Origin of the sequence: Tenacibaculum profundi (genome assembly GCF_052050075.1) — a bacterium.
Taxonomy (GTDB): domain Bacteria; phylum Bacteroidota; class Bacteroidia; order Flavobacteriales; family Flavobacteriaceae; genus Polaribacter.
Window position 1 is genome coordinate 2842138 of the sequence record NZ_CP197225.1, and the last position, 26757, is coordinate 2868894.

Annotated in this window: 22 protein-coding genes; 12 read left to right on the forward strand and 10 right to left on the reverse strand. The window is 31.2% G+C overall.

The annotated features are described in order from the left end of the window. Positions 1–121 precede the first annotated feature (121 nt). The 4 genes from ACSIGE_RS11590 (at position 122) to ACSIGE_RS11605 (ending at position 5004) form a co-directional block, all read left to right on the forward strand. Positions 122–1051 carry an FAD:protein FMN transferase gene (locus ACSIGE_RS11590; protein ID WP_440880032.1) on the forward strand — a complete coding sequence of 310 codons (930 nt, stop codon included), beginning with the start codon at positions 122–124 and terminating at the stop codon, positions 1049–1051. Positions 1052–1643: 592 nt separating this feature from the next. Continuing rightward, complete coding sequence (locus ACSIGE_RS11595; protein ID WP_440880033.1) at positions 1644–2645, forward strand: L-tyrosine/L-tryptophan isonitrile synthase family protein; 1002 nt, start codon at positions 1644–1646, stop codon at positions 2643–2645. A gap of 47 nt (positions 2646–2692) precedes the next feature. Beyond that, the gene (locus ACSIGE_RS11600; protein WP_440880034.1) at positions 2693–3529 is read left to right on the forward strand and encodes a TauD/TfdA dioxygenase family protein; all 837 of its coding nucleotides are present in this window, start codon (positions 2693–2695) and stop codon (positions 3527–3529) included. Continuing rightward, positions 3529–5004 (forward strand): FAD-binding protein, encoded by a 1476-nt coding sequence (locus tag ACSIGE_RS11605; protein ID WP_440880035.1) that lies wholly within the window; start codon positions 3529–3531, stop codon positions 5002–5004. Before ACSIGE_RS11600 ends, ACSIGE_RS11605 begins: the two co-directional genes overlap by 1 nt. Here ACSIGE_RS11605 and ACSIGE_RS11610 read toward each other — a convergent pair. From ACSIGE_RS11610 to gpmI, 6 genes are all read right to left on the reverse strand, one after another. Further along, positions 4972–5748: a nuclear transport factor 2 family protein gene (locus ACSIGE_RS11610; protein ID WP_440880036.1), complete on the reverse strand. Its 777-nt coding sequence runs from the start codon at positions 5746–5748 to the stop codon at positions 4972–4974. The two genes, ACSIGE_RS11605 and ACSIGE_RS11610, sit on opposite strands and share 33 nt — an antisense overlap. Positions 5749–6250: 502 nt before the next feature. Then, positions 6251–6928: an HAD family hydrolase gene (locus ACSIGE_RS11615; RefSeq protein WP_440880037.1), complete on the reverse strand. Its 678-nt coding sequence runs from the start codon at positions 6926–6928 to the stop codon at positions 6251–6253. Positions 6929–7138: 210 nt separating this feature from the next. Then, positions 7139–7909, reverse strand: a complete 771-nt coding sequence (locus tag ACSIGE_RS11620) for a class I SAM-dependent methyltransferase (protein WP_440880038.1) — start codon at positions 7907–7909, stop codon at positions 7139–7141. A 1-nt stretch (position 7910) separates the two neighbouring features. Next, positions 7911–8729 carry a type I methionyl aminopeptidase gene (gene map / locus ACSIGE_RS11625; RefSeq protein ID WP_440880039.1) on the reverse strand — a complete coding sequence of 273 codons (819 nt, stop codon included), beginning with the start codon at positions 8727–8729 and terminating at the stop codon, positions 7911–7913. Between the two features lie 30 nt (positions 8730–8759). Beyond that, positions 8760–9290: a TlpA family protein disulfide reductase gene (locus ACSIGE_RS11630; RefSeq protein ID WP_440880040.1), complete on the reverse strand. Its 531-nt coding sequence runs from the start codon at positions 9288–9290 to the stop codon at positions 8760–8762. Positions 9291–9307: 17 nt separating this feature from the next. Further along, the gene (gene gpmI / locus ACSIGE_RS11635) at positions 9308–10825 is read right to left on the reverse strand and encodes a 2,3-bisphosphoglycerate-independent phosphoglycerate mutase (RefSeq protein WP_440880041.1); all 1518 of its coding nucleotides are present in this window, start codon (positions 10823–10825) and stop codon (positions 9308–9310) included. Between the two features lie 416 nt (positions 10826–11241). On the opposite strand from gpmI, the gene ACSIGE_RS11640 reads away from it, so the two are divergent. Both ACSIGE_RS11640 and ACSIGE_RS11645 read left to right on the forward strand, forming a co-directional pair. Then, the gene (locus ACSIGE_RS11640) at positions 11242–12996 is read left to right on the forward strand and encodes an aromatic amino acid hydroxylase (RefSeq protein WP_440880042.1); all 1755 of its coding nucleotides are present in this window, start codon (positions 11242–11244) and stop codon (positions 12994–12996) included. Between the two features lie 34 nt (positions 12997–13030). Continuing rightward, positions 13031–13306, forward strand: a complete 276-nt coding sequence (locus tag ACSIGE_RS11645; RefSeq protein WP_440880043.1) for a rhodanese-like domain-containing protein — start codon at positions 13031–13033, stop codon at positions 13304–13306. Between the two features lie 246 nt (positions 13307–13552). On the opposite strand, the gene ACSIGE_RS11650 is transcribed toward ACSIGE_RS11645, so the two are convergent. Together ACSIGE_RS11650 and alaS are read right to left on the reverse strand one after the other, a co-directional pair. Continuing rightward, positions 13553–14503, reverse strand: a complete 951-nt coding sequence (locus ACSIGE_RS11650) for a GSCFA domain-containing protein (RefSeq protein WP_440880044.1) — start codon at positions 14501–14503, stop codon at positions 13553–13555. Between the two features lie 101 nt (positions 14504–14604). Continuing rightward, entirely contained in the window at positions 14605–17217 is a 2613-nt protein-coding gene (alaS, locus tag ACSIGE_RS11655; protein WP_440882216.1) for an alanine--tRNA ligase, read from the reverse strand. 156 nt (positions 17218–17373) lie between these two features. On the opposite strand from alaS, the gene ACSIGE_RS11660 reads away from it, so the two are divergent. From ACSIGE_RS11660 to ACSIGE_RS11685, 6 genes are all read left to right on the forward strand, one after another. Further along, positions 17374–18342, forward strand: coding sequence for a M23 family metallopeptidase (locus ACSIGE_RS11660; protein ID WP_440880045.1), 969 nt, complete (start codon positions 17374–17376; stop codon positions 18340–18342). Between the two features lie 4 nt (positions 18343–18346). Next, complete coding sequence (locus ACSIGE_RS11665) at positions 18347–18676, forward strand: MerR family transcriptional regulator (protein WP_440880046.1); 330 nt, start codon at positions 18347–18349, stop codon at positions 18674–18676. 20 nt (positions 18677–18696) lie between these two features. Beyond that, entirely contained in the window at positions 18697–19281 is a 585-nt protein-coding gene (locus ACSIGE_RS11670) for a LemA family protein (RefSeq protein WP_440880047.1), read from the forward strand. Between the two features lie 5 nt (positions 19282–19286). Further along, a complete protein-coding gene (locus tag ACSIGE_RS11675) occupies positions 19287–19724 on the forward strand; it encodes a TPM domain-containing protein (RefSeq protein WP_440880048.1) in 438 nt (145 codons plus the stop codon). 6 nt (positions 19725–19730) lie between these two features. Beyond that, positions 19731–20525, forward strand: a complete 795-nt coding sequence (locus ACSIGE_RS11680; RefSeq protein WP_440880049.1) for a TPM domain-containing protein — start codon at positions 19731–19733, stop codon at positions 20523–20525. Positions 20526–21499: 974 nt separating this feature from the next. Beyond that, positions 21500–22360, forward strand: coding sequence for a hypothetical protein (locus tag ACSIGE_RS11685; RefSeq protein WP_440880050.1), 861 nt, complete (start codon positions 21500–21502; stop codon positions 22358–22360). Here the strand turns inward: ACSIGE_RS11685 and ACSIGE_RS11690 are convergent. Continuing rightward, positions 22344–22715 (reverse strand): DUF423 domain-containing protein, encoded by a 372-nt coding sequence (locus ACSIGE_RS11690; protein ID WP_440880051.1) that lies wholly within the window; start codon positions 22713–22715, stop codon positions 22344–22346. The two genes, ACSIGE_RS11685 and ACSIGE_RS11690, sit on opposite strands and share 17 nt — an antisense overlap. Before the next feature lie 83 nt (positions 22716–22798). After that, positions 22799–26473, reverse strand: a complete 3675-nt coding sequence (locus tag ACSIGE_RS11695; RefSeq protein WP_440880052.1) for a metallophosphoesterase — start codon at positions 26471–26473, stop codon at positions 22799–22801. Between the last annotated feature and the right edge of the window lie 284 nt (positions 26474–26757).

Sequence of the window (26757 nt, forward strand, 5' to 3'; positions counted from 1 at the left end):
AGACAATTAACAATCTTTTAAGAAACAACAAAATGTTATTTTTGATGAAAAAAGTGAATCAATGCGAAAGCTTCTTTTAATACTAACAACTTTTATTGTTTTACTTCTTACATCTTGTAAGATGAAAAAAAGTGACGAGCTCGATGAAAAAGATTTTACAGTTCTAAAAGGAGCTGTCTTTGGAACTACATACTACATAAAATATCTTGATGAAAGTAGTTACCAAAAATCGATTGATAGTCTATTTAAAAGATTTAATAAATCTTTGTCTACATATAAAGCTGATTCTGATATTTCAAAAATAAACAAAGGTGATACTACGGTTGTAGTTGATGAATTATTTATTGAAGTATTCGATAAGGCGAAGAAAATATATGAACAAACTGATGGTTATTTTGATCCAACTATTGGGAAAATCGTAGATGCTTATGGGTTTGGTTCAGGTAATGAGAAAAGAAGTCTTTCAAAAGAAGAGCTAGCTGTATTAATGGACGGAGTAGGGTTTGATAAAGTAAGGTTAAAAGATGGAAGAGTCTATCGTGAAAATGATGATATGGAGTTTAATGTGAATGCCTTAGCGAAAGGATTTGGAGTTGATGTTGTTGGAAGGTTTTTGGAAAGCAAAAAAATATTTAATTATTTGATTGAAATAGGTGGAGAAATTAGGGCAAGAGGAAAAAAGTATGGTGCGGGGTGGAAAGTTGGCATTGAAAAGCCAAATATAGATGGCACTAGATCATTCCAAAGAATAATTGAACTTAATAATGAGTCTATGGCAACATCAGGTAACTACAGGAAATTTAAAATTAATGAAAAAGGAGAGAAAATAGTTCATACTATCAATACAAAAACAGGGCTTGCTGTTGAAAGTAATTTGCTAAGTGTTTCAGTAAGAGTTAAAGGTGATTGCGCTAATGCTGATGCTTATGCTACAGCATTTCTTGCTATGGGGTTGGATAAAACAAAGAACTTTTTAAAATTACATCCCGAATTAAAAGTTGTGTTGCTTTACAATAATAAAAATAACGAGCTAGTTGAATACGCTAATTAATATGCTTGTGGAGAGTTATTCTATAAAATGAATTGTCTATTTGATTTTATTCAATGGTTAGCCAGTTATTCCTGGCTGTTATGAAGAATGAAGATATATGTGCTTTATTGCAAGAGAAAAAAATATTTTTATTTGCTGTATTCTTATTAATTCCTCTTTTTATTTCATAAATAAATATTAAAATTAGTGAATGTTCTTAAATTAATAACTATAAAGTGTTTTTTCATAAATAATTTTTAAAAAGAACTTTTAGTTTTGGGCTTAGAAGTTGTATAAATAGAAACTCCCTATTTGATTACATCATAAATTAACCCTTAAAACTCCAAAATGATGAACCCGAAAAATGAACACAAAATACGTAGTATTAGGCTTCAAATAGTTTCAATTTAAATATTATTAAATTTTCTTCTTCCAATTAACGTATTCAATTTTTAATAGATCGTTTAATGTTTAGAATCGAGATGCATTCTCTTCTTGTACATTAATGGTATTTCTTTTTACATAATGAAAGCTTTATTCTGTTACTTAAAAAGTGACGGTAGGGTATCAACATTCAAAAATCAAAAATAAATAACCCTTTAATATTCGTTTTATGAAAGTTTTAAATAAAGAACTTAAAACACTAAATCACTCAAGTCAAATAACTAACATAGCAAGAGCTATCCTAATAAAAGTAATGAAGTTTAGGAGAATGGTAGATTCTGGGGGGCATAAGTGCCCTACAGATTGTAATAAATGTCATGCTCCTCACTTGAATAAAGTTATCAGGGCTGTTAAAAGTAAACAAGCTATTAGTTTTGTATTGCCTGCTTTTCCTGGTAAATCTCCTAATCCTTCTAAAGTACTAGGTTCACTTCCTGATATGGCAGAGAAACAAGCGCTTAAATTTTTAAATAATTTATGTGAAGAAATTAAAAGCATTTATCCTCCAGGAGCAAGAGTTATCATTTGTTCAGATGGCCGGGTATTTAGTGATGTGGTGGGTATAACAGAGGAGAATATAACAAATTACCAAGCAGAAATAGAGCATATTATTAAGGAATCAGAATTAACGGCTATTTCTACTTTTAATTTAGATGATGTTTTCAAAGAAGTAAGTTTTGATTATGCAAGAGAAGTTTTATTGGAAAAATATGGTCAGAGTTTAGATGAACTTAAAAATAAAGTCAAACGAGGAGGGAATGACTCAGATGTTCCTTCAGATAAAGAGGCACATCGAATGTATTGCGGGCTTACAAGGTTCCTAGTAGAAGATTCAATGCATCCAAGTCAAGTAAAATCCAAAACATCTATTCAAAAAGAGTGTAAAATAAAAGCTTATCAAGCAATTATTCGGAGTAATGCTTGGACAGATTTAATAGCGGAGGAATTTCCTGATGCTATTAGGTTGTCTATACATCCTCAAATATGTGGTTCTAAGAAGATTGGTATTCAGCTTCTTGGGACTGAAACATGGATGACACCATGGCATGGTGTAGCTGTTAAAAGTGGTAACAGTTATATGCTAATGAAGCATAAAGAAGCGAAAAAATTAAACACAGTGTTAGTAAGTGATGAAAATGGCCGACCAAGCCATTTTGAGCTTGTTGAATAAATGCAAGTATTTTGAAAGATCAATTAAATAGCTAAAAAAGTTAAAATATGAATTTTAAAATTAAAAAGTTGTATCCGTTTGGTTTGATAATTGAACCTCTAAATGGAGAAGGTAGTATATTTGATATTGACATCGATCATATAAAAAAGAAACTTTCTGAAGAGCATTTGATTGCTTTTAGAGGTTTTAAAAGTTTTAGTAATGCTGAAGAGTTCTCTGAGTACTGCGAAAAGCATGGAGAAATTAGTTTATGGCCTTTTGGAAAAGTTTTAGAGCTTATTGTTCATGAAAAACCTAAAGATCATATTTTTGATAACAGTTATATTCCTTTACACTGGGATGGAATGTATAGAGAGCAAGTTCCTGCTACACAGGTGTTCCATTGTGTTCAGGCTCCTGGAGTTAATAACAAAGGAGGAACTACTTTCGTAAATACAAAGAGAGTGTTAGAAAAACAATCGGACAGTTTTATTGAATATCTTAGCAAGATTAGTTGTACTTATTCCAGAAAGATGGAATATTACGATAGCAAAACGGTAGCACCAATTTTGACTGAACATCATGAGAGAGGGTATAAGGTTATTCGTTATTGTCAACCCCCTAATAGTAATGATAGTTCTTTTGTAAACCATCCTGGATTTGAGATCGAAGGTATTCCAAAAGAAGAAATTAAGAGTTTTATATCAAAACTTAATGATGTTTTATACTCTCCGGAGAATATGTATACTCATCAATGGCAAACAGGAGATATTGTATTCTCTGATAACCATACTTTATTGCATGGTCGAGAACCTTTTACAAAAGATGCCCCAAGACATATTCGGAGAGTACAGTTACTAGATAAAAAGCCTTTAAACAATCCTCATTTAATACATACAAAATAATGAAACAAAAAACAGATATATTTATTATTGGAGCTGGCCCAGTAGGTCTGTTATCAGCATATTTAGCAGAAAAATCAGGTTTAAAAACAATTATTATCGATAAATCTGAAGCTCCTTTAGAGGTTGGAAGAGCAGATGCTCTAAATGGACGAACTTTACAGTTATTGGAAGTAGCAGATTTATTTGAGGATATATATCCTCTCGGCTTGCCTTGTAACACAAGTTCTATTTGGGAGAAAGGAGAGTTTGTGTCCAGACAATCAGGTTGGTGGGACGCTCTTGAGGGATGTTTCCATAAACATTTTTTAATGTTAGGTCAAGCATTTATTGAGCAATCACTTGATCAAAAACTAACGGCTATTGATGCTCCTGTACTTCGACAGACAGTTGTAAAAGATATAGTTGTTACAGATAAAGGTTGTGTTAGTACACTTGAAAATGGGGATGTTATTGAGTCTGATTATGTGATTGGTTCAGATGGCTCAAGATCATTTGTTAGGAATCATTTTAATATCCCTTTTGAAATAACAAGGCCTCAGATTGTTTGGGCAGTAATTGATGCTGTATTCGAAACTAGTTTCACACGAGTTCCTGAAATTATTGTTTTTCAAGCAGAAACATCTGATGTTGCCTGGATTCCAAGAGAAGGTAATATTGATCGATTTTATATCCGAATGGATAGAAAAGATTTTACGATTGAAGAAGCGATGGAAAGAATTAATATTGCAATGGCACCTCATACTATTAAAATTAAGGAATTAGTTTGGTTTTCTCAATTTTCAGTAAAAGAATCAGTATCTGAAAAATTTCTAATCGATAATCGTGTTATACTCGCTGGAGATGCATGTCATATTCATTCTGTTAATGGAGGACAAGGCTTAAATACAGGGCTTTCCGATGCATTTAATTTAATTTGGAAATTAAATATGATTAAAAATTACGGAACTGACAAGTCGTTAATTCAATCTTATGAGGATGAGAGAAAGCCTGTAGCATTAAGTGTAATAGAGAGTTCTGGAGAGTTAGTTCGCTCAACAAAATATTCTGATACAGGAACTCATGCAAAAGATTATGTGAAGATTGTTGAACGAAAAGCTGGTAATATTACAGGGATGGGAATTCGATATGGAGAGCATGGCATTGAAGGAACAAGAATCCATGATTTTAAAGTAAACAAAGGAAGTGAAGTTAAAAGATTATATACACTTTTAGATTATACTAAGTTTACAATGCTTTATTTTGGTAATGATTCAGTTGATCTTGTGATGCCAACTTATGTAAACTTTATTCAAATTCATTCAGAAAATCTAAAAGAAGCCTATTGGACCGATTACGACCAATATGAAAATCAGGTTATTATCGTTAGGCCAGATTCATATATTGAATCAGCAGGTAAAGCTAGTGAAGCTGCCTTACTATTGAAATCATGTGTTCGAAAATATTCAAAAGTCGAACATAGTATTTTGGTTAGCTAAGTTCTCAGTAGGGATTTCTTGATAAATATTCCATTGAGCAACTATTTTTCCTTCTTCAAGCATAAATAGATCGTATAGCGCTGAATTTTTCTTCAAGTAAATCCCTTCACTTATTGATAATATGAAATTTCCTTCACCGAAAACAGCATGTTGCTCTTGATAATGAGGGAATTTTGTCTCTTCGATTATATTTTCAATTATATTTTCAATCCCATCGGAAAAATTTTCATTGTGTTGATGAAAATTTTTTTCGAAAAATAAAGGTATAATTTTTACTATACCAGATTTGTCAAGAGTTATATAATTTTTGATTAACTCTTTTATAATAGATTTATTTTCTTCTGTTTTTTCAGTATCTTTTATTTCTTTTTTACCGTCTATTAATGTCCTGCCAGAAGTATTGGGCTTGCCTAAGTTGGTCATAACATTCCAGTGCTCTGAAATAAGATTATCGTTGTCAAAACGTATAATATGAAAAGCTGCTGTCTCGTTAAATCCAAAAGGAAGAGCATTCGACCATTTATGATGCATAATAATATGTTTGCCATCCTGAAGCATACGAATATTTTCAATTTTACTTCCATGTTTTTTTAACTTCGGAATCATGGCAATAAAAGCAGCTCTCCCTGTTGGAACCTTTAAATTATGTTGAATATAGTTTTCACAAACCATTCTTGATATTGTTGACTCATCATATGAGCTTACTGCTTCGTGATATTTTTTTGCATTAATTTTATTATTCATTTGATGAAGGGTTATTTTTTTAGTATTTATTTTGCAATTTTAATGAAATATTAAGTTTTTAACAAGGTTTTTGTTAGAAGCTTTAAGAAATGTTATTTTGTATTTATGTGGTTGACGGATAGTTGATATGAGTAGTTTCTTAAAACACTAAATCAATAAGATATTTTACTATTGTAGTTTTACGATTATTAAAAAATAATCAATACAGATTTTTCATTAAAAGAAGTAATCGCTAGGTGATCATTTTGAGAAAAAATTAGTTGCTAATGAAGTCAAAAAGTTAGATACCCTATCAAGGGATAGGTCTTACAAAAAAGCTGGGGCAACAACAGGTAGTTTACTAAAAGGAGATAAAGAGTTCCATTTAGGTGAGAATAAAAAACAACTCTTAACAAGTAAGAGATTAAATAAAAAGAAGTTTTAGACTCCCCATTGTTAATAAAATAAAAAGGTTAATAAAATAAAGGTTACAATGAATTTCTACTACTGAAATTTCGAGATATTAGAACAGTTTTGGCTCACGAATTATTTTTAATAGGTTTTCTGGGGATTCAATAATATAATCAGGTTTTAAAAGTGCTAATGTATCTCTTGTTCTATATCCCCAGGTAACAGCAGCGCAATGTGTTTTTGCATTTTGAGCAGTTTTTATATCAACTTCTGTATCTCCCACAAAAAGAATGTCTTTAGAATCCAGATTTAAAGACTTTGATATATCTAGTAATCCTTCAGGGTTCGGTTTTTTATATTGTTCTGATTGCCCTAGAACTTTTTCGAATTTAATTTTAGGGAAAAAATAATCTGCACATTTTATAGTTAAATGGTGTAGTTTATTTGAAAGTATACCAAGTTTAATTTCCGAAGCTTGTAGTTTTAGCAAAAGTGATGTAATTCCTTCATAGCTTCTAGAATGCTTATTGTATGTTTCTTCATATATTTTGTGAAAATCATGAAGCATGCTATTGATTACGGTTTCTTGCCTTTTCTCTTCAGGAAGTGACAATCTAATAAAGTTTTTTGCTCCATTACCTATAAAAGTATTGTATAAGGAAGTTTCATGTAGCGGAAATTTTTTTCTTGAGAGAAGCTCATTCATGATATTGCTATACGTTTCTATAGTGTTTAATAAGGTTCCATCAAGGTCAAAAACAACCCCTTTATATACTTTTTCGATGCTCATTGAGAGTTATATTATTGGTTTTCTGTTATGAAAACTTAATTAGTTGAAAATAATTGTCTAGTAGCTTTTTAATTTCAATTAAATTATCTTTGAGGTAAGGGGAGTGACTTTTTATTTTTAATTCCAAGACAACTAAGACAAGAACATAAACTTAATTTTAAAGAAAGTTTTTTCAGGCTTATTTTAAAAGTATTTATATTTCCTGATATTTTAATATTTATAACAAACGGGTAGGATTTCATTAGGAGCAAGTGCATACTTCTTTACAAGTTCAGGTTTCATTTTTTTCGCATAATGGACTTCTTTTACTTTAAAACCGATTGATCTAAGTTTATCAAAATAGTCCAGACCATATACACGAACATGGTCATATTGCCCGAAAACTTTAGTTCTTTCTTCTGGATCGGTTATTGAATCATCTTCGAAAGTAATTTCTCTATTTATATCTTGGGGTATTTGAAAGATTCCTAATCCATTATTTTTTAAAACGCGATACAATTCTTCCATAGCTTTTGTATCGTCAGGAATGTGTTCTAAAACATGATTACAAAAAACAACGTCAAATTCTTCATTTTTAAAAGGTAAATTACAAATGTCTGCCTTAACATCCGCAATCGGAGATTCCAAGTCTGATGTAATATAATTAAGATTTTTTTGTTTCTTGAAAACATCTAAAAAACATTGTTCAGGAGCAATATGTAATACCTTTAATCTTTTTTTACAGGAGAAAAAGTCAGTTTCATTTTTTAAATATAACCAAAGAAGTCTGTGTCTTTCCAATGATAACGTAGACGGGGAAAGGGCATTTTCTCTTTGAGCTTCATAACCATAAGGAAGAAATTTTTTAAAAGATCTACCATCAATAGGGTCAGTAAAGTTATCTCCCTTCAGCCACCAAGCAATTATTGGGCGTACCCAGTAGCTTACTTTAATTAAAAGTGGCCTAGGTATGGTGTTGAGAATAGTTTTAAAAATTGACACTCTAAAGAACTAAAGGTTGTTTTCTAAATTCATCTTCTTCAGTACTAGAGATACCTAAGGCTTTGTATATGTATTTAAATGTTGAAAGTAATTCGGGTTTTCCATCAACAATAGCAATATTATGCTCATAATGAGCACTTGGTTTATTGTCAAGCGTTGTAATTGTCCAACCGTCTTTATGTTGTTTTATTTTGTGTGTTCCTAAATTAGTCATAGGTTCTATGGCAACGACCATTCCTTCAACAAATTTTTTGCCTCTACCTCTTCTTCCGTAGTTTGGCATTTCCGGGTCTTCATGCATTTTTTTTCCTAACCCATGCCCAACGAGTTCTCTTACGACTCCATATCCATGTTTTTCGGTAAAACTTTGGATTGCATGTCCTACATCACCAACTCTATTACCGGCCTTAAATTCCCGTATACCAACATATAAACTTTCCTTTGTTACATCAAGTAATTTTTGTGTTTCAGGAGTAACTTCTCCTACAGCAAATGTGTATGCATGATCACCATAGAAGTTGTTTTTTAAAGCTCCACAATCGATTGAGATTATATCTCCCTCTTTTAGAGGTGTATTATTGGGAATTCCATGGACTACTTGAGAATTAGGGCTCATACAGAGTGTGTTCGGGAAGTCATACAAACCTAAAAAACCAGGAATAGCACCTTGTTCTCTAATGAAGTCTTCAGCAAGCTTATCAAGATGAAGAGTTGTTACACCTGGTTTTACTTCATGGGCAAGCATTCCCAATGTTTTTGAAACTATTAAAGCGCTTTCACGCATAATTTCTATCTCTTCTCTAGTTTTTGGTTTAATCATCGATAATATTATTGTAATACAAATTTACGCTTATTTTTGATATGGATGCTTATAGAGATTACCAGAAATAATTGTTAATATATCTTTTTCAATTGTAGATTCATCAATAGGATGTTCTACAAATCTTCCTATTTCTTTGCCGTTTTTGTAGAAGATAAAGGTTGGAACTCGTATTATATCATAATTTTTTTCTAAACCTTTTGCTTGCTTATTTTTATCAACAGCTATTAGTTTTAATTTTTTGTAATCGTAATTAGCTCCGTCAAGGAGTTTGTAAAAATTAGGTATTTCTCTTTGGCTATCGCCGCACCAAGTTCCAACAAAGCCAATGATAGTAATTTCCTTTAAAGCATCTTTCAAGCTATTCAGAATTGATTTATCAATCTCATAATAAGAATAGAAGTCATTATACCATTCACTCGAATAAGGTTCTTGTTCAAAGTGGTTTTTAGTCACAATACCAATTAAATCACCATCTTTATTTTTTTTAGCGTAAAAATTAGTTGTAGAAGCACAACAAGTTAGCATAAAATAGCTTAGGGTAAGTAGAAGTTTTTTCATTTGGATTATAATTTGCTTTAGATTAACGAGTGTTGTGACATTTCTGTAGGCTTTTCTATACCAAGTAAATGAAGTATTGTCGGAGCAATATCACCTAAAATGCCATTTTTAATTGAGGTTATTTCGTTGTCAATTACTATAAATGGAACAGGGTTTGTCGTATGTGCTGTATGTGGTGTTCCATCTGGGTTTATCATTGTTTCACAATTTCCATGATCTGCAATCAAAATAGTAGTGTAATCATTTTTCAAAGCATTTGAGATAACTTCATTTACACATTGATCTACTACTTCACATGCATTAACTGCTGCTTTAAAATTTCCAGTATGTCCAACCATGTCACCATTAGCAAAGTTTAGACATACAAAATCAACAATCCCTTTTTTTAATTCAGGAATAATAGCATCTTTGATATCAAAAGCGCTCATTTCAGGTTTTAAATCATAGGTAGCTACTTTTGGGGAAGGGCATAACAATCTTGTTTCTCCTTTGAATTCTTTTTCTCGTCCACCAGAAAAAAAGAAAGTAACATGTGGGTATTTTTCAGTTTCTGCTATTCTTATCTGGGTTTTACCAGCTTTTTCAAGAACTTCTCCAAGAGTGTTTTTAATATTACTATTATCGTAAACTACTTTTATACCTTTAAACGTATCGTCATAACGAGTCAACGTAACGAAGTATAAAGGTAATTTTTTCATGCTATGATCTAAAAGATTCTCCTGATTTAACGCTTGTGTTAACTGTCGACCTCTATCTGTTCTGAAGTTAAAGAACACTACAACATCATCATTTTGAATGACAGCTAATGGTTGTCCATTTTCATCAACCATTATGATAGGTTTAATGAACTCATCAGTTACTCCTTCATTGTAACTAGCTTGAATACATTCTTCAGCATTTTTCGACATTGAGCCTTCACCTTTTACAAGTGCATTATATGCCAACTGAATTCTTTCCCAGCGCTTGTCACGATCCATGGCGTAATAACGTCCCGTTACTGAGGCTAATTTACCAGTGGTTTGGTTCATGTGATCTACGATAGATTTGATGAAAAACTTTCCAGATTTAGGATCACAATCACGCCCGTCTGTAAAGGCATGTAGAAATACATTTTTTAAACTAGCGTCATTTGCGGCTGAAATTAATTCTTTTAGGTGACTGATATGTGAGTGAATTCCTCCATCAGAAACAAGCCCAATAAAATGAACATTTTTATCATTTGTTTTGGCATATTCAAAAGCATTAACTAATTCTTGTTCTTTGGCTAAAGTTCCTTCGAAAACAGCTTTATTTATTTTAGCTAGGTTTTGATAAACAATTCTACCAGCACCTAAATTCATGTGACCAACCTCAGAATTTCCCATTTGTCCTTCAGGAAGCCCTACATGTTCCCCATCAGTTCTCAGTTCTGCATTCGGAAATTTTTCATATAGTGAATTTATAAAAGGTGTTTTAGCATTGTAGATGGCAGAAACTTTAGGATCTTGAGTAATTCCCCAGCCATCAAGAATCATTAAGATAACTTTTTTATTCATTTCGACTTAATTGATTGGTAAAAGTAATAAAGATTTTTGGTCAAGTATAAAAAAATACCAAATCCAATTTGAGATTCTAAAGCGAATAAGAAAAGAGACACAAGTTAAAATTACGATGAAAAATAATCAAGTAAGTGGTTGAAAAAACAAAGATATTGTTTGTTTTAAATAAATATATTTTACTAGCCTATAAACAAACCTCTAATTATGTCTGAATAATATTTACTTTTTTCGTTATTAAATACGCTCGATCACCTTTATTTATTGTTAATCAAGAGGTATTCTTAGAACGATTTTACCTATTAGGTCCAGCTTGTTCTTGTTTAATTAAATTTAAATAATAAAGTTTTTCATAAGTCTCAATTTTTTGAGATACATAAAAAAACTTAACTTTGCTTACTTTCAATGGTTATCTTATGAACACTCACTTTGAATTAAATGAAGTAACCAAGAGGTTGCCTAAGCATTTACATAAATTCGTTGTTAAACAGCCGTATCATGAATATACTGCTCAAAATCAGTCTGTTTGGAGGTATGTAATGAGGATGAATGTAGATTATTTGAGTAAGGTGGCTCACGGATCCTATTTAAAAGGGCTTGAAAAAACAGGAATTTCACTTGATAAGATTCCTCACATGGAAGGAATGAATCGAATTCTAAAAGAAATTGGCTGGGCAGCCGTTTCTGTTGATGGTTTTATACCTCCAAATGCTTTTATGGAATTTCAAGCTTATAATGTTTTGGTTATAGCTTCTGATATGAGGACTATCAATCATATAGCGTATACGCCAGCCCCTGACATAATTCATGAAGCAGCAGGACATGCTCCTATCATAGCAAACCCTGAATATGCCGAATATCTTAGAAGATTTGGAGAAATAGGATCAAAAGCGATTTCATCTTCGAAAGATTACGAAATGTATGAAGCCATTCGTCTTTTATCTATTTTAAAAGAAAATCCCAATTCAAAACCTAAGGAAGTCAATGAAGCCAATGAAAAGGTAGAGTGGTTGCAAAATAACTTGGGAGAACTTTCTGAAATGGCCAAGATTCGTAATTTACATTGGTGGACAGTAGAATATGGTTTAATAGGAACATTACAGAATCCTAAAATTTATGGAGCAGGTTTGTTGTCCTCAATAGGGGAAAGTAAATGGTGTTTACAGGAAGAAGTCAAAAAGCGTTTTTATAGTATTGAGGCAGCAGAAGTAAGTTTTGATATTACTAAGCCACAACCACAGCTATTTGTTACACCAGACTTTGCTAATCTTAGTCTAGTATTGGAACAGTTTGCAAATAAAATGGGGGTTCGAAGTGGAGGCTATGAAGGGATCAAGAAATTAATTGATTCAAAAAATTTAGGAACTATTGAATTAAGTACAGGGATACAAATTTCAGGAGTTTTTACCAATATTATTTCAAATGAACATAACCATCCTTTGTACATACAAACAAAAGGACCTACAGCCTTATCTAACAGAGATAAAGAGTTGATTGGGCATAGTATTAATTATCACTCCGAAGGATTTGGAAGCCCCATAGGAAAGTTGAAGGGAATTAATATTCCTATTGAAAATATGAGTCCACGTGATTTGGAAGCCTATGGTATTTATGAAGGTAAAAAAGTAACACTCGATTTTGATGGTGGAATTAAAGTTGAGGGAGAGGTAATTACAGGAACAAGAGATCTGAAAGGTAAAATTTTATTAATTTCCTTTAAAAATTGTAAAGTGACATATCATGATGTAGTTTTATTTCATCCTGATTGGGGAATTTATGACATGGCGATAGGAGTTGAAGTAGTTTCTGCATTTGCGGGCCCAGCTGATCCATGTTCTTTTGAAAATTTAGGTCAGGTTTCCGAAACTAAGACTCATAAAATAGATTATTCAAAGTCAGACCTAGAGCTTTATTCTCTATATCAGAAAGTGAGAGATATGCGAAGCGAAGATAAAGTTGTAGAAAGTGATATTGAAAGAATTTTATTGAAACTTATTTCGGATTTCAAAAATGATTGGCTTTTACCAATAGAACTTTTAGAATTAGCAGTAAAAAATAATTTGGAAATTAAGTACAATATTCTTTCTTATCTTGAAAGACTAAAAAATAATAAAGAACACCAAGTATTAATTGAAAACGGTTTGAAATTAATCGACGTTGAAGTGAATTGATATGAGGTTACTTAACTTGTTTATAAATAAAAATATGAGTAACGAAATTAAACAATATATAGAAAAAGGAGCGGTTGTTTTAGATGTTAGAACAATTCAAGAATGGAATGAAGGACATTCAGAAGGAGCTAAACATATCGTTTTAAATACGATTCCTGAGCATGTAGAAGAAATTAAGTCTTGGGATAAACCAGTAATTGCTGTGTGTAGAAGTGGAGGAAGGAGTGGTCAAGCTACTGAGTTTTTAAGTACCCAAGGAATTGATGTCATTAACGGAGGTCCTTGGCAGAATGTTGATAAGCATCTATAATATTCGGTAACATAAAAATAAGGTCGTCAAGATATATTCAGACGACTTTTTTTATTAATTATTTTTTTAAAATTGATTAGTACAATTAAATTTAAGATCTCTTGTAGAGATATAACTCCATTTCTGGGTTAATGTTTATATCACAAAAATCTTTTGAAAAGTTGTTTGTTTGATTGTCTTTTGTATTACTTTTCTTTAAGGTAAAAAGAAAATTTCATTATAATAAATTGTATTAAAATTAGCTCCTTAAAACTCAATAAAAGGGAGACGCTGTTTTAATTTTTTCATTTTAAGAGATAACTTATCAAGAAAAGCTTGATGTTGCTCAGAATTAATGTTAAATGGCTTGTGGTCTAACCCTTTTTGAATGCTTTCTACTTCTTTCATGGTTCCTTTAGTTTCGTTTGAGATCCATACATTTTTGAAATAATTCCAAATATAATCGACTGAAACAGGAGTTGGGTGAATCATGTCTTCTTTATAGAAACGATAATCTCGAAGTTCATCCATCATTATTTCGTAAGAAGGAAAATAATAAAGATTCTTTTTTGCATTGATCACTTCATGAATAGCAGCGATGAGATGCGATTTACTTCGTTGATTTTCTATGAAACCATCTTTTAGGTGTCTAACAGGTGAAACAGTAAAAATGATAGTTGTATCAGACTTTACAGATCTTATTAAAGAAATTAACGCATTTAAACTTTCAATAATATTATGTATTGACAAAATTTCCTTTAAAAATTTTTTCTGAGGAACCTTATGACAATTTGCTACGATTTGATTGTTCTCAATAAATCGATATACCCATGATGTGCCAAGGGTAATGATGATATGAGAAGCATCTGTCAAGGCTTTATTGGTTATAGAGATAGACTTGTTTAAGTTTTTGATGAGTTTTTGTTGGGATAGAGAGCTCAATTTAGAATGTGCATCAAAGGAATGCCATTGTCCGTTTTGAAAAAAGAGTTCATTTTTTTTGTATTGCTTTCCATTAATTGAATTCAGTATTAGCTTTTCAATAGCTTTGGGTTGAAATAAAATTCCAAAAGGGTTTTGAACCACCTGAAACTTATAATAAAAAAGTTTATTACCTATGTTCTCAGAGAAACATGAACCCAGTAATAATAATTTTGATTGATAATTAATTGTATTGTATTGCTGCTGTTTTAGAGGTATTTGCGTTTGAAGAATCATATTTGTAAAACCTGATAATGTAACTTAAACTGTAATTTAAATATAAAAAAGGTTCAAAGAAATAATCCTCTGAGCCTTTTTTATATTTAAATTGAATTTTTTTATAGGTACTCAACTGCTTTTTCTAATACCTTAGGAATTCCTCCAGGATTTTTACCTCCTGCTGTTGCAAAAAAGTTTTGACCACCACCACCACCGTGAATTAATTTTCCTAGTTCCCTTACAACTTTACCAGCGTCATAACCACGATCGTTAGCCAAATCTTTAGAAATATAGCAGGTTAACATAGCTTTTTCTTTTGATGGAGTTGTAGCAAATAACAAGAATAAGTTGTCTATTTCACCACCCAATTCAAAAGATAAAGTTTTGATTCCATTGGAGTCTAGGTCAACTTGAGTTGCCAAAAATTGTACACCATTAACTTCTTTCAATTGATTTTTAATATCACCTTTTATATTTTTCGCTTTGTCTTTTAAAAGCTGTTCAATTTGCTTTTTAAGTTTGGTGTTTTCATCCTGTAAAGAACTAATTGACTTTACAACATCTTTTGGGTTTTTTAATTGTTGCTTTATATTGTTGTAGGTGCGTTCTACATCTTCGAAATAATCTCCAACTGCAATATTGGTAATTGCTTCGATTCTTCTAATGCCTGCAGCAACAGCACCTTCCGATTTTACTTTAAAGTACCAAATATCACCAGTTTGTTGCACGTGTGTTCCACCACATAATTCCATTGATTTTCCGAAGCGAATCGTGCGAACACAGTCTCCGTACTTTTCACCGAATAAAGCAATAGCACCTTCTTCAACAGCCTGCTCCATTGGAATACTTCTTTTTTCTTCTAAAGAAAGGTTTTCACGAATACGAGCATTTACAAACTCTTCAATTTCTTGTAATTGATCGCTATCAATCTTAGAAAAATGAGAGAAGTCAAAACGTAAGTATTTAGGATTTACTAACGAACCTTTTTGTTCGACATGATCTCCTAGAATAGCACGCAAAGCTTGATGTAGTAAATGTGTTGCTGAATGGTTGCTAGCAGATAATTTTCTATATTCATCGTTTACTACTGCTTTAAAGGTTTCATGTAGATTTTTTGGTAGGTTTTTAGTGAAATGAATAATTACATTATTTTCTTTTTTAGTATCAGTAATATAGATAACATCCCCATTAGGTGCTTCTAAGGCGCCTCTATCTCCTACCTGCCCTCCTCCTTCTGGATAAAAAGGAGTTAAATTGAATACCAATTGATATTGATCTCCATCTTTTTTAGTTGTGACTTTTCTGTAGCGAGTAATCTTTATGTTTGATGTCAAGGTATCATAACCTATAAATTCTTCGATATCATCTTCTATTAAAACAATCCAATCTCCAGTTTCACTAGCTGAAGCAGCTCTAGAACGATCTTTTTGTTTTTTTAACTCGGTATTAAAGTCTTTAAGATCAACAAGAAACCCTTTTTCTCTAGCAATCAACTCTGTCAAGTCTGAAGGAAACCCAAAGGTGTCGTATAGTTCAAATGCTTTTTTACCTGAAATAGTTTTGCCTTCAGTGGTTTCAATAACTCTATCTAATAACAACAATCCTTGGTCTAAAGTTCTCAAGAACGACTGCTCTTCTTCCTTAATTACATTATGAATTAAAGTATTCTGCTTTTTAATTTCAGGAAAAGCATCCCCCATTTGATGGGATAACGTTTCCACTAATTTGTATATGAAAGCTTCTTTTTGATTTAAAAAAGTAAATCCATAGCGAATGGCTCTTCTTAAAATTCTTCTGATAACATATCCAGCTCCGGTATTACTTGGTAACTGCCCATCAGCAATGGCAAAAGAAACGGCTCTAACATGATCTGCAATCACACGAATTGCTACATCAACCTTTTCATCTTTGCCATAAGAAACATCAGTAATAGTTTCTATTTCTCTAATTAAAGGAGTAAACACATCAGTGTCGTAATTAGATTGAACATTTTGTAATACCATACACAAACGCTCAAAGCCCATTCCTGTATCAATATGCTTTGAAGGAAGTTCTTCAAGAGAACCATCAGCTTTACGATTGTATTGCATAAAAACTAGATTCCAAATTTCAACAACTTGAGGGTGATCTTCGTTAATCAATGATTTTCCATCAACTTTAGATTTCTCTTCTTCAGATCTGATATCTACATGGATTTCTGAGCATGGACCACAAGGACCTTGTTCTCCCATTTCCCAAAAATTATCTTTTTTATTACCCATTAAAATTCGATCTTCAGGAATAATAGCTTTCCAAAAATCATAGGCTTCTTGATCCATCTTCGTACCATCTTTTTCATCTCCTTCAAAAATAGTGACGTATAAAATGTTTTTGTCAATTTTATAAATTTCAGTAAGAAGTTCCCATGCCCAGCTAATAGCTTCTTTTTTAAAATAATCACCAAAACTCCAATTTCCAAGCATTTCAAACATGGTATGGTGGTAGGTGTCATACCCAACTTCTTCTAGATCATTATGTTTTCCAGAAACACGTAAACATTTTTGAGAGTCAGATATTCTGTTGTTTTTTGGGGTGGCGTTACCTAAAAAAAATTCTTTAAACGGTGCCATCCCTGAGTTCGTGAACATCAAAGTAGGATCGTTTTTTAGTACCATTGGTGCTGAAGGAACTATATCGTGTTGTTTTGACTTAAAAAAATCTAAAAATTTAGTCCTTATTTCTTGTGATTTCATACCACTACCCATATCATAAAATTGTTAATCTTTGTCTAAAAAAAAACTCGAAAAAAAATAGAGTTTTAAAACATTTTGTAAATTTGGCTGCTACGATTTGATAACCTAATAAAAATGTTGTTCGTTAAAGAGCACAAAAATAGTATATTTACCATTATGGCGAAAGTAAAATATTATTATGATCCAGATACTCTATCTTACAGAAAAATAGAAAAGAGAACTAGTGAAAAGTATAAGCAAGCTTTTTTAGTTGTCTCAGGTTTTTTTTTGATAGCTTTCTTAGGATTCATAGGTTTCAGTCAGTTTCTGTTAACACCCAAAGAGCGATCTCAGAAAAGAGAGCTTGAAAATTTAAAATTGCACTATGAACTTTTATCAAAAAGAATGGAAGAAAGCTCTCAGATATTAACTGAATTACAAACTAGAGACAATAATATATATAGAACTTACTTTGAAGCAACACCAATAGCGGAAGAGCAAAGAAAAGCTGGTTTTGGTGGTGTTAATAGGTATAAACATTTAGATGGTTTCGAAAATAGTAATATGATTAAAAATGCTACAAAAGAGCTAGATGTTTTATCTAAACAAATGGTAGTTCAATCAAAATCTTTAGATGAGATTGTTGCTTTAGCAAAGGAAAAGGAAAAGATGTTAGCTTCAATACCAGCTATTCAACCTTTAAAAAATGAAGATTTGAAAAGAATGGCTTCTGGGTTTGGTATGCGTTTACATCCAATACTTAAATCTTGGAGGATGCACAACGGTATGGATTTTACCGCTCCCACTGGGACTCCTATTTACGCATCAGGAAATGGAAAAGTTATAAGAGCTGCGAGAAGTGCTTCTTTTGGGAATGTGGTTTACATAGAACATGGCTATGGCTATAAAACCATATACGCACACATGAGTAAAATCATTGCAAAACGAGGTCAAAGAGTTAACAGAGGTGACCTAATAGGTTATGTAGGAAATACAGGAAGATCTGCAGCTCCTCATCTGCACTACGAAGTACATAAAAATAATAGACCTGTAAACCCTATTTACTATTACTATGGAGATTTATCTCCCGAGGAGTTTATTGCTATGCAAAAAGCATCTCAACAGAAAGGACAATCATTTGACTAAAAGAATGCATGTAGACCTGCCAAATAAAAGGTATTTTAAAATCGGAGAGGTAGCGAAGGCTTTTGGTGTTAATACATCTCTAATTCGTTTTTGGGAAAAAGAGTTTGATATTATAAAGCCAAAAAAAAATGAAAAAGGAAATAGATTATTTACTAAAGAAGATATTGAAAATTTTAAATTGATCTTTAATTTAGTGAAAGAGAGAGGGTTCACATTGGATGGGGCAAAACAAAAGCTAAAGAAAAATCCAGATAAAGTAGTAAACAATTACGAAATTATTAGTAGATTAGAATCAGTGAAAGCGGAGTTGATAAAAATAAAAAATCAATTGTAAGCACAAAAAATCAAATTATCATGAAAAAATGGATGTTACCTATTGTTATTGGAGTAATTTTCGTTTTGTGGTCTGTATCGGGTTACAACTCAATAGTAGGTCTAAGAAATAATGCAGAAACAGCTTGGTCCAAAGTAGAAAGTTCTTATCAAAGAAGAAATGATTTAATAGGGAACTTAGTGAAAACTGTTCAAGGGGCTGCAGATTTTGAAAAATCTACCTTAACAGAAGTGGTAAATGCTAGAGCAAAAGCAACTCAGACAACGATTAATGCTGGAGATATTACTCCTGATAAGATAGCACAGTTCCAACAAGCGCAACAAGGTTTAACTGGTGCTTTATCTAAGTTATTGGTGTCAGTAGAGCGCTATCCAGAATTGAAAGCAAATCAAAACTTCTTAGAATTACAAAGTCAATTGGAAGGAACGGAAAATCGAATTAACGTTGCAAGAGATAGATATAATGATGAGGTGAATAAATATGACACTAAAATAGATAAGTTTCCAGGAGTAGTACTAGCTGGTGTTTTTGGTTTTGATCAAATGCCTAGATATAAGTCTGATTCAGGAGCTGAAAAAGCACCAAACGTAGACTTTAAATTTTAAGGTTCATGTCAAAAGTTGAAAATTTCCTTTCAGCAAAAGAAGAAAAAGAAATTGTACAAGCCATAAAGGAAGCAGAACGAAATACTTCAGGAGAAATAAGAGTACATATTGAGAAAACTACAAAATTATCTCATTATTTAAGGGTTCAGGAAGTCTTTCAAAGTTTAGATATGTATAAAACAAGTGAACGTAACGGTGTTTTATTTTATGTGGCTGTTGAAGATCGAAAGTTCGTCGTCTATGGTGATAAAGGAATTAATAAAGTTGTTCATCCAAACTTTTGGAATGCTACTAAAGAATCGGTACAAGAAAATTTTAAACAAGGAAATTTTAAACAAGGAATTATTGATGGAGTTCTAAAAGCAGGCGAAGAGTTAAAAAACTACTTTCCAAGAAAAATTGATGATGTAGATGAGTTATCAAATGAAATATCTAAAGCTTAAAAAAAATTGAAAACGACAACTTTTACTGTAGTCTTTTTATTTACATTTTGTAGTATTCTAAATGCCTTTTCTCAAGGATTTCAAATTCCCGAAAAACCAGGAAATATTCAAAATCAAAAAGGGGTATATGATTATATCAACTTATTAACCTCTTATGAGAAATCCTCGTTAGAGAAAAAGTTAATAAAGTATTCTGATACAACATCGACTCAAATTGTAGTAGCTACAATTAATTCAACAAAAGGAGAAGATATTGGTTTTTTGGCTACAAATTGGGCGCATAAATGGGGAGTAGGTCAAGAAAAGGAAGACAATGGCGTATTTATTTTATTAGCAAAAAAAGATAAAAAAATTACCATTAGAACAGGTTATGGTATAGAGCATCTGTTAACTGATTATCTGTCGAGGCAAATTATTGAATATGATATGCTACCTTATTTTAAAGAAGGAAATTACTATGAAGGTTTTGATAAGGGGATTGATACTGTTTTTAGAGTACTTCAAGGTGAATATAAAGAAACGAGAAAGAAATCCGATTTATCGGATTTTGATCCTGGATTAATTATTTTCATTATTATTCTGATTATCTTTTTTATCACTGTTTTCAATGGTAATAAAAATAATAGAGGTGGAGGTAGAGGAAATCGCAACAGCCCAAAAAGAAATATTTTTGATACGATTATTTTAAGTAATTCTGGACGTGGCAGTTTTAGTAAAGGAGCACCTTCTAATGGAGGTGGTTTCAGTGGTGGTTTTGGCGGTGGTGGCTTTGGTGGTGGTGGTGCTACCGGAAGTTGGTAGCTAATTTTACTTTAAAAGATCTCTTTCTAATAGTGTTCAAATATCTTTCAAAGATTTTTTGCCTATTTTTTAATTAAACAAACTTCTTATTTTGTATTAATTTGCTTTTTGACTAAATATTCTTAATAGCATGAATTGTATATTTAATTCTGTAAACTATTTAAGATTTCTTGATTAAAATGTTAAATTGATACACTCTTGCATTTAATTCAAGAAAAAAGACGTTTATAGTCGAATATGCGTCGTTTAGGGTATTTTTTATAATTCAACATGAAAACTTATATATTTTTGTGGTATAAAAACTACTTAACTTAACCTAGTTTAACCTACTAACCAAGCGTAGTATATATAATTACTACTAAAGAAGCCGCAATTAATTAATTGCGGTTTCATTTTTTATACCTTAAAAAAGGTGTTTGATAGTGTTTATTGCTAATCATGGTCTATAAAAAAACCCGTAATAAATTACGGGTTACTAACCAAACTTACATAAAAACTACTCTTATAGAGTACTAATTATCTCTTATTCACTAAAAAAATAGTGATTATATTTTTAGTTTATAATTCACAACATTGTTAACTTCTCAACACTTTATTTTTATGTTAATTAATAGGTGAACTATAAGCTTATTATTTTAGGTTTTATACTATCATAAGCGAGTGCAAGTTACAGTGAAATATCTATTTGTTTTTAAAAAAAATGTTAAAAAAAAATAAATTATTACGGTTTTCCGTAAAGTTGTTTGGCCTCAAATAGTTATATTTACTATGTACAATTATTTAGGGGAAATTTTAATTGTCGAAAACTACTCCTGCTGCATTTTTTATGTAGCAGGCAGTAGTATTTTTTTGAAAAATATTAAAATAATCACAATCAAACTAACTAATAAATAATTTATACTTTATAAAATTTATTATCAATAACAATAATTTTACTTTTGATATAGTTCTATTAGTCTAACACATTTTGTATAATGAAGAATTATGTTTTAATTTTACTTAATTGTTTCCTTTTTTTTAATTGTGCCAAAGACTATGGGAAATTAATTTTTATTTGTCGTTTACCAAATAGTTTAGCAGAAGTTTCAGGGTTGGAACTATCAGATAATTCTAATTTATTATGGATGCATAATGATAGTGGAAATAAATCTCACTTATATGCAATTGACACCACAGGGCTGATATTGAATAAAATAGCGTTAAATGTAAAAAATAAAGATTGGGAGGATATTACTTCAGATGAGGAGGGGAACTTATATGTTGGAGATTTTGGAAATAACAATAATAAACGAAATGATTTGTCTATTTACAAAGTTTTAAAAGAAGATTTAAAATCAAAGAAAAAAATAAATGTCATTAAGATTGATTTTTCATATCCAGATCAAAGTAGTTTTCCACCTCCAAAAAAAGAACGTTTTTTCGATGCAGAATCACTTTTTTATAATAATGGTTATTTATATGTTTTCTCAAAAAGTAGGGTTAAAAATAGGTATGGAGAAACAACGCTTTATAAGATTAGGGCAGTACCAGGAAAACATAAAGCAATTCTTGTAGGAACGTTTAAAACATGTAATGACGATAATACATGCTCAATAACAGCCGCAGATATTTCTCCAGATAAGAAAAAAGTAGTTTTATTAAATCATAAGTCTATTTACGTTTTTAGTGATTTTAAAGGTGATAACTTTTTTGAAGGAAGCCTTGTGAAATATGATTTTAACCACGTATCTCAAAAAGAAGGAGTGATCTTTAAAGATAATAATACTGTTTTTATTACGGATGAAAAATCTAGAGGTAAGGGGGGGAATTTATATAAATTTAATTTAAGAAATTAAATAAAAGTAAAGCCCATCCAATTGTCAGCAACAAACCACCGATCGGTGTAATAGGTCCAAGAAATCGTAATTTTCTTTTTTTGTATTCAGAAAGAACCAGTCCGTATATACTAAATGAAAATAGAAAGGTGCCTAGAATAAAGCAAAAAGCTAAAGAAGAACTGACACTAGGTAGGTTCATACCAATAACTAAGAGTACAATTGCGTGGTACATTTGATATTTAACACCAGTTTCAAATGACTTTATTTGATTTTTGTTAAGCTTTTTTTTAAGTGCATGAGCAGCAAAGGCTCCTAGAATTATTGCTAGCATTCCAAACGTAGCAGAAAACACAAGAACGATTTTATTTATCATATTGTTTTTAGCAAAAAAACAAAAACATCTTGTCTTATGCTAAATTTTATGAGTTTTTTATTGCATTAAAAAAAGTTTTGGTTTTAAAAGTTAAATCCAAGGCTAAATGAAATTCTATTTTCATCAGAATTACCTTTAAAGTAAGATAAGTTTAAGGTAAAGGACTCAATAGCACTTAACCATAGAGAGCCACCATAACTTGTGTGCCATTTTGTATTTTTTATTTCAAGTGGGGTCCAAATTCTACCGTAATCAAAACCTAAAGTCATACCCGCTTTTAGGGGTAAAAAAGTTGATTTAATGTCACCAAAACGTAAACGGAGGTCGTTACTGTGATAAAAACTCTCTTTTCCTGTAAATCGTTGTCTATTAAAACCTCTTAAGGTTCTGTCTCCACCTAATGTCGCTCCTTGATAAAATTCAAATTGATTACCGATGTTAATTTGAGTTCCTAATTCAGAAGCAAAAACTAGTGATCGATTACTTATTAAGTTTTGATAAATTGCTAAAGCGCTTTTAAAATAACCAAACCCTCTGTTAATTTCATTTAATTTACCTTTGGCTCCTATAGTCATTTCAAAGTTCATCCCTTTGGTAGGAAAGCCGACTTGATCAATACGATTATGATTAATTTTAATTTCGCTACCTATAAAATAATTAGGTCTAAAAATATTTAAAGAGCTTTGGTTAAACCCATAGATATTCCTATTTAGTGTGTTTTGTACTTCAATACCTTCAATTAATGATTTTAGTTCAACACTGTTTCCTCCTCGAAAGCGTTTTAATAAAGAGGGAGAAAAATATACTTCACTTCTTTTTACACGATAAAAATCAAGATCATGATTTTGATTAAATCTTGATAGGTTACCCCATCCAAAAAAATTAATTGCATAGTTGTCGCTAGTTGCTTTAACATTTAAAACCAAATTCCAATTGCCTATGGCTTCATTGAATTCTCCGTTATATTCGAAATCATAACCACTGATACCAGAATAATAATTTGCAGAGAAGTCATGTTTACTTGCAAAAGGTCTCTTTTTAAAGCCTTGTCGAGTGTAAATTAGTTTAGTTCCGAAAAATATTCCATCATCAGGGTTACTTCCGATATTAGGTAAAACTATCGTAGTATTATTATTTAGGTCTCTGTGGTTATAGGTGTTTTTATAATAATTGTTTGAGCTTAAATCAGCTGTTTCTTTACTCTTTTGGATGCTGTTTTTTTTAGATTTAAAATCATAGATTTTAGTTTTTTTATTCCAGCCAGATACTAAAGAGTTGTCAATGTAAGTGTCGTTATCTTGGCCACCTATTAAACGAATGAGTATGCCATTTTTAACCTTACCATTAATTTTAAATAAATCTTTTCCTTTAAGTCCGTATAATTGAATTTCTTTAGTTTCCTTTAGAAAAAAAGATCTTTTATAAATTGTGTCTTTTTTATGGATTACGGTTATTCTAGTTTCTTGATTATTTATTCGGTTTGCAACAAAGATGTCATTTTTGTCAGTTCCTACAATTTGAACAGTTTTAGAAAGCTTATTGTAGTATCTTTTAGCAATATCTTTTAGCTTATTTCTTCGAGATTTAATTTTTTTAACTATTTCTTTCCCATCTATAGCAAAGATCTCTTTTGGTAATTTTTTAATTGAAGATTCTATTATTGAATCCGTTAATTTTTCCTGAATATATATAGCTTCTTTTAACCAATCTTTTAAATCTAATTTATTTAAAAATTCAGTATCAAAGAAACGAGGATAATTGTTGTACCATTTCATGTCTTTAATATCATAATCAAAACTTTGCATATTTTTAACAAGTGGAGTAAATTGTTTGAAAATCGGAATCATTATACCATCAAATTTTGAAAATGGTTGATCTCTATCCCTAGGTATTGGTCTATAGTATGTTGTGCCTTTTTTTGTTTTAAACGAGGCCCAACGCCACTGATCTTCATGCCTATCCCAATCTCCGATAATCATATCAAACAAACGAGAGCGAACTGCCCATCTTTGGTCTACGTGATGTTTGCCATTTTTTCGGATTTTTTCTAGAATATCAAAGGTACTTATGATTTTTTTTGAGTTTCCAAAGCTATCAACATCGTCACGATTTTTAGCAGGACGTTCTTCTAGTAAATACATTCCACCTCCAAATAAGTTATTATAAGATCCAAGCATTGGCTGTTTAGGCATGTAATAGGCTCTTGGATTTGTGTGGTATATGTTAATGCTATTTGCCATATCAGGAATTACGAAAGCGGCGTATGGGTGAGACATGGTAAAGATGTCTTGAACAACGTTAATTAGAAAAGTTCCTTTTAAAATGCCCCCCATTATTCTACTACCGTCTTTTACCATGGACCTTAAAACATATTGTTTTCCATTTTTGTCTTCTAATCGTAAAGAATTTGTTTGATTGCCACCACCACGGCGAATAGGTTTTAATCCACCAAAAGTATTTTTCAAATCAAGAACAGGAACTTTGACTTTTGTTCCGTATTTTTCTCTATGTAAATTACCCCAAAAAAACTTATGAAAACCATTAACATTGGTGTTTTCGGTTGGGTATATTGAGGTCGTAATGGAATCGTTTTGTTCGTTATATTCAGAAAAATCGAATTCTTTTTTAGAAAAGTCAGCTCTTGCTTCTATTATTTTTCTGCTAAATAACAACTTGTTTTTATCTTCTTTATTAGCTGAGTAATATTCTAGTACAGCAGAGCCATCTTTGTAAAAATTTAATTTTGCGTAACCATGGTTTCCATATGTGAATAATGCACCATAACCAATTAGTGCAGGAGATTGCTTTGATCCAGAGCCACTTACGACTTGTTTGAAACCGTTGTTTTCAATATATTGCAAATTGTGCTCGTGTCCACTTACGAAAACAATATTATTTTTGAAGTCCTCAGCAACTAGCTGAATTTTATTAATGAAATCATGATAATTTTTATTAAAATTATCAGTTTGAATTCCAACATGAGATCTAAGTGTATTCTTTAGTGTGCCTAATATTGGAAATGGAGTCATGTGGTCTTTAAAAGAGAAACTACCTCCATGAGGCCCGTTGCTGTATAAAGGGTGATGCATAGCGACAATGATGTTTTTGAAACGATTTTTTTTAAAGATTTTCGATAATTCATTAAGAAATCGTTCACGAGTTCTGATTGTACAATTCTCATTTATTGTTGGATGATTATTCCAATCTGTTAGAAACCATTTGGAATCAATTGTCACAAGTATAAGATTATCGTTAATGTTGACGTTATCTATACCGCATCCGTCTTTAGGGAGAAAACTATTTTCACCTAAAGTTTTTTCAATTATTTTTTCTTGTCGCTTTAAACCTTTAACACCATTATTGTACCAGTCATGATTTCCTGGAATAAAGATTGGATTTCCTTTGAACTTTTTCAGGGCATTTAATTGAATTTTTAATCGATATTCTGCTAAAGGTCTCTCAGGACTATTTTTTTTAGGCATCCCAACAGGATAAATATTGTCTCCTAAAAAAATTGCAGTTGAATTTTTACTTGCTTGATTAAGTGCTTTTTCAAATAAATCTAGAGGGAGTAACTTCTCGTCCATTTCGGCATTTCCAGCGTCTCCAATCAAGTAAAAAGAGTGATCTAATTCTTTATCAACTTTTAGTGATTTTGAATCTTCTTTATTTTTGTATTTTGCTTTGTATGATGCACATGATATAAATAAAAATATAAATAAAAAGAAAGCAATTGGTTTGTTATTTCTATTATTCATAATGTTGATGTTTAAGTGCTTTAGTGTTAGTATTGTCGTAATTATAGAAATTTAAAAATGCTCAAGGAGCCAAAGTAGAATTGTTTTTATGAAATACATAGAGGGGAATTTGTACAGATTTTTCATATTCTACAGTTAGCAAAGTTATGAAAGAATTACACAATAAACTTATAGTAAAAGTATTAAATAAATAAAGAATAACTTTAACTACTGTAATATAGTATTTAGACAATAAACCTAAACGATCTGTTTTGTTTAGATCATTTAAATGACGGTTTACTTAA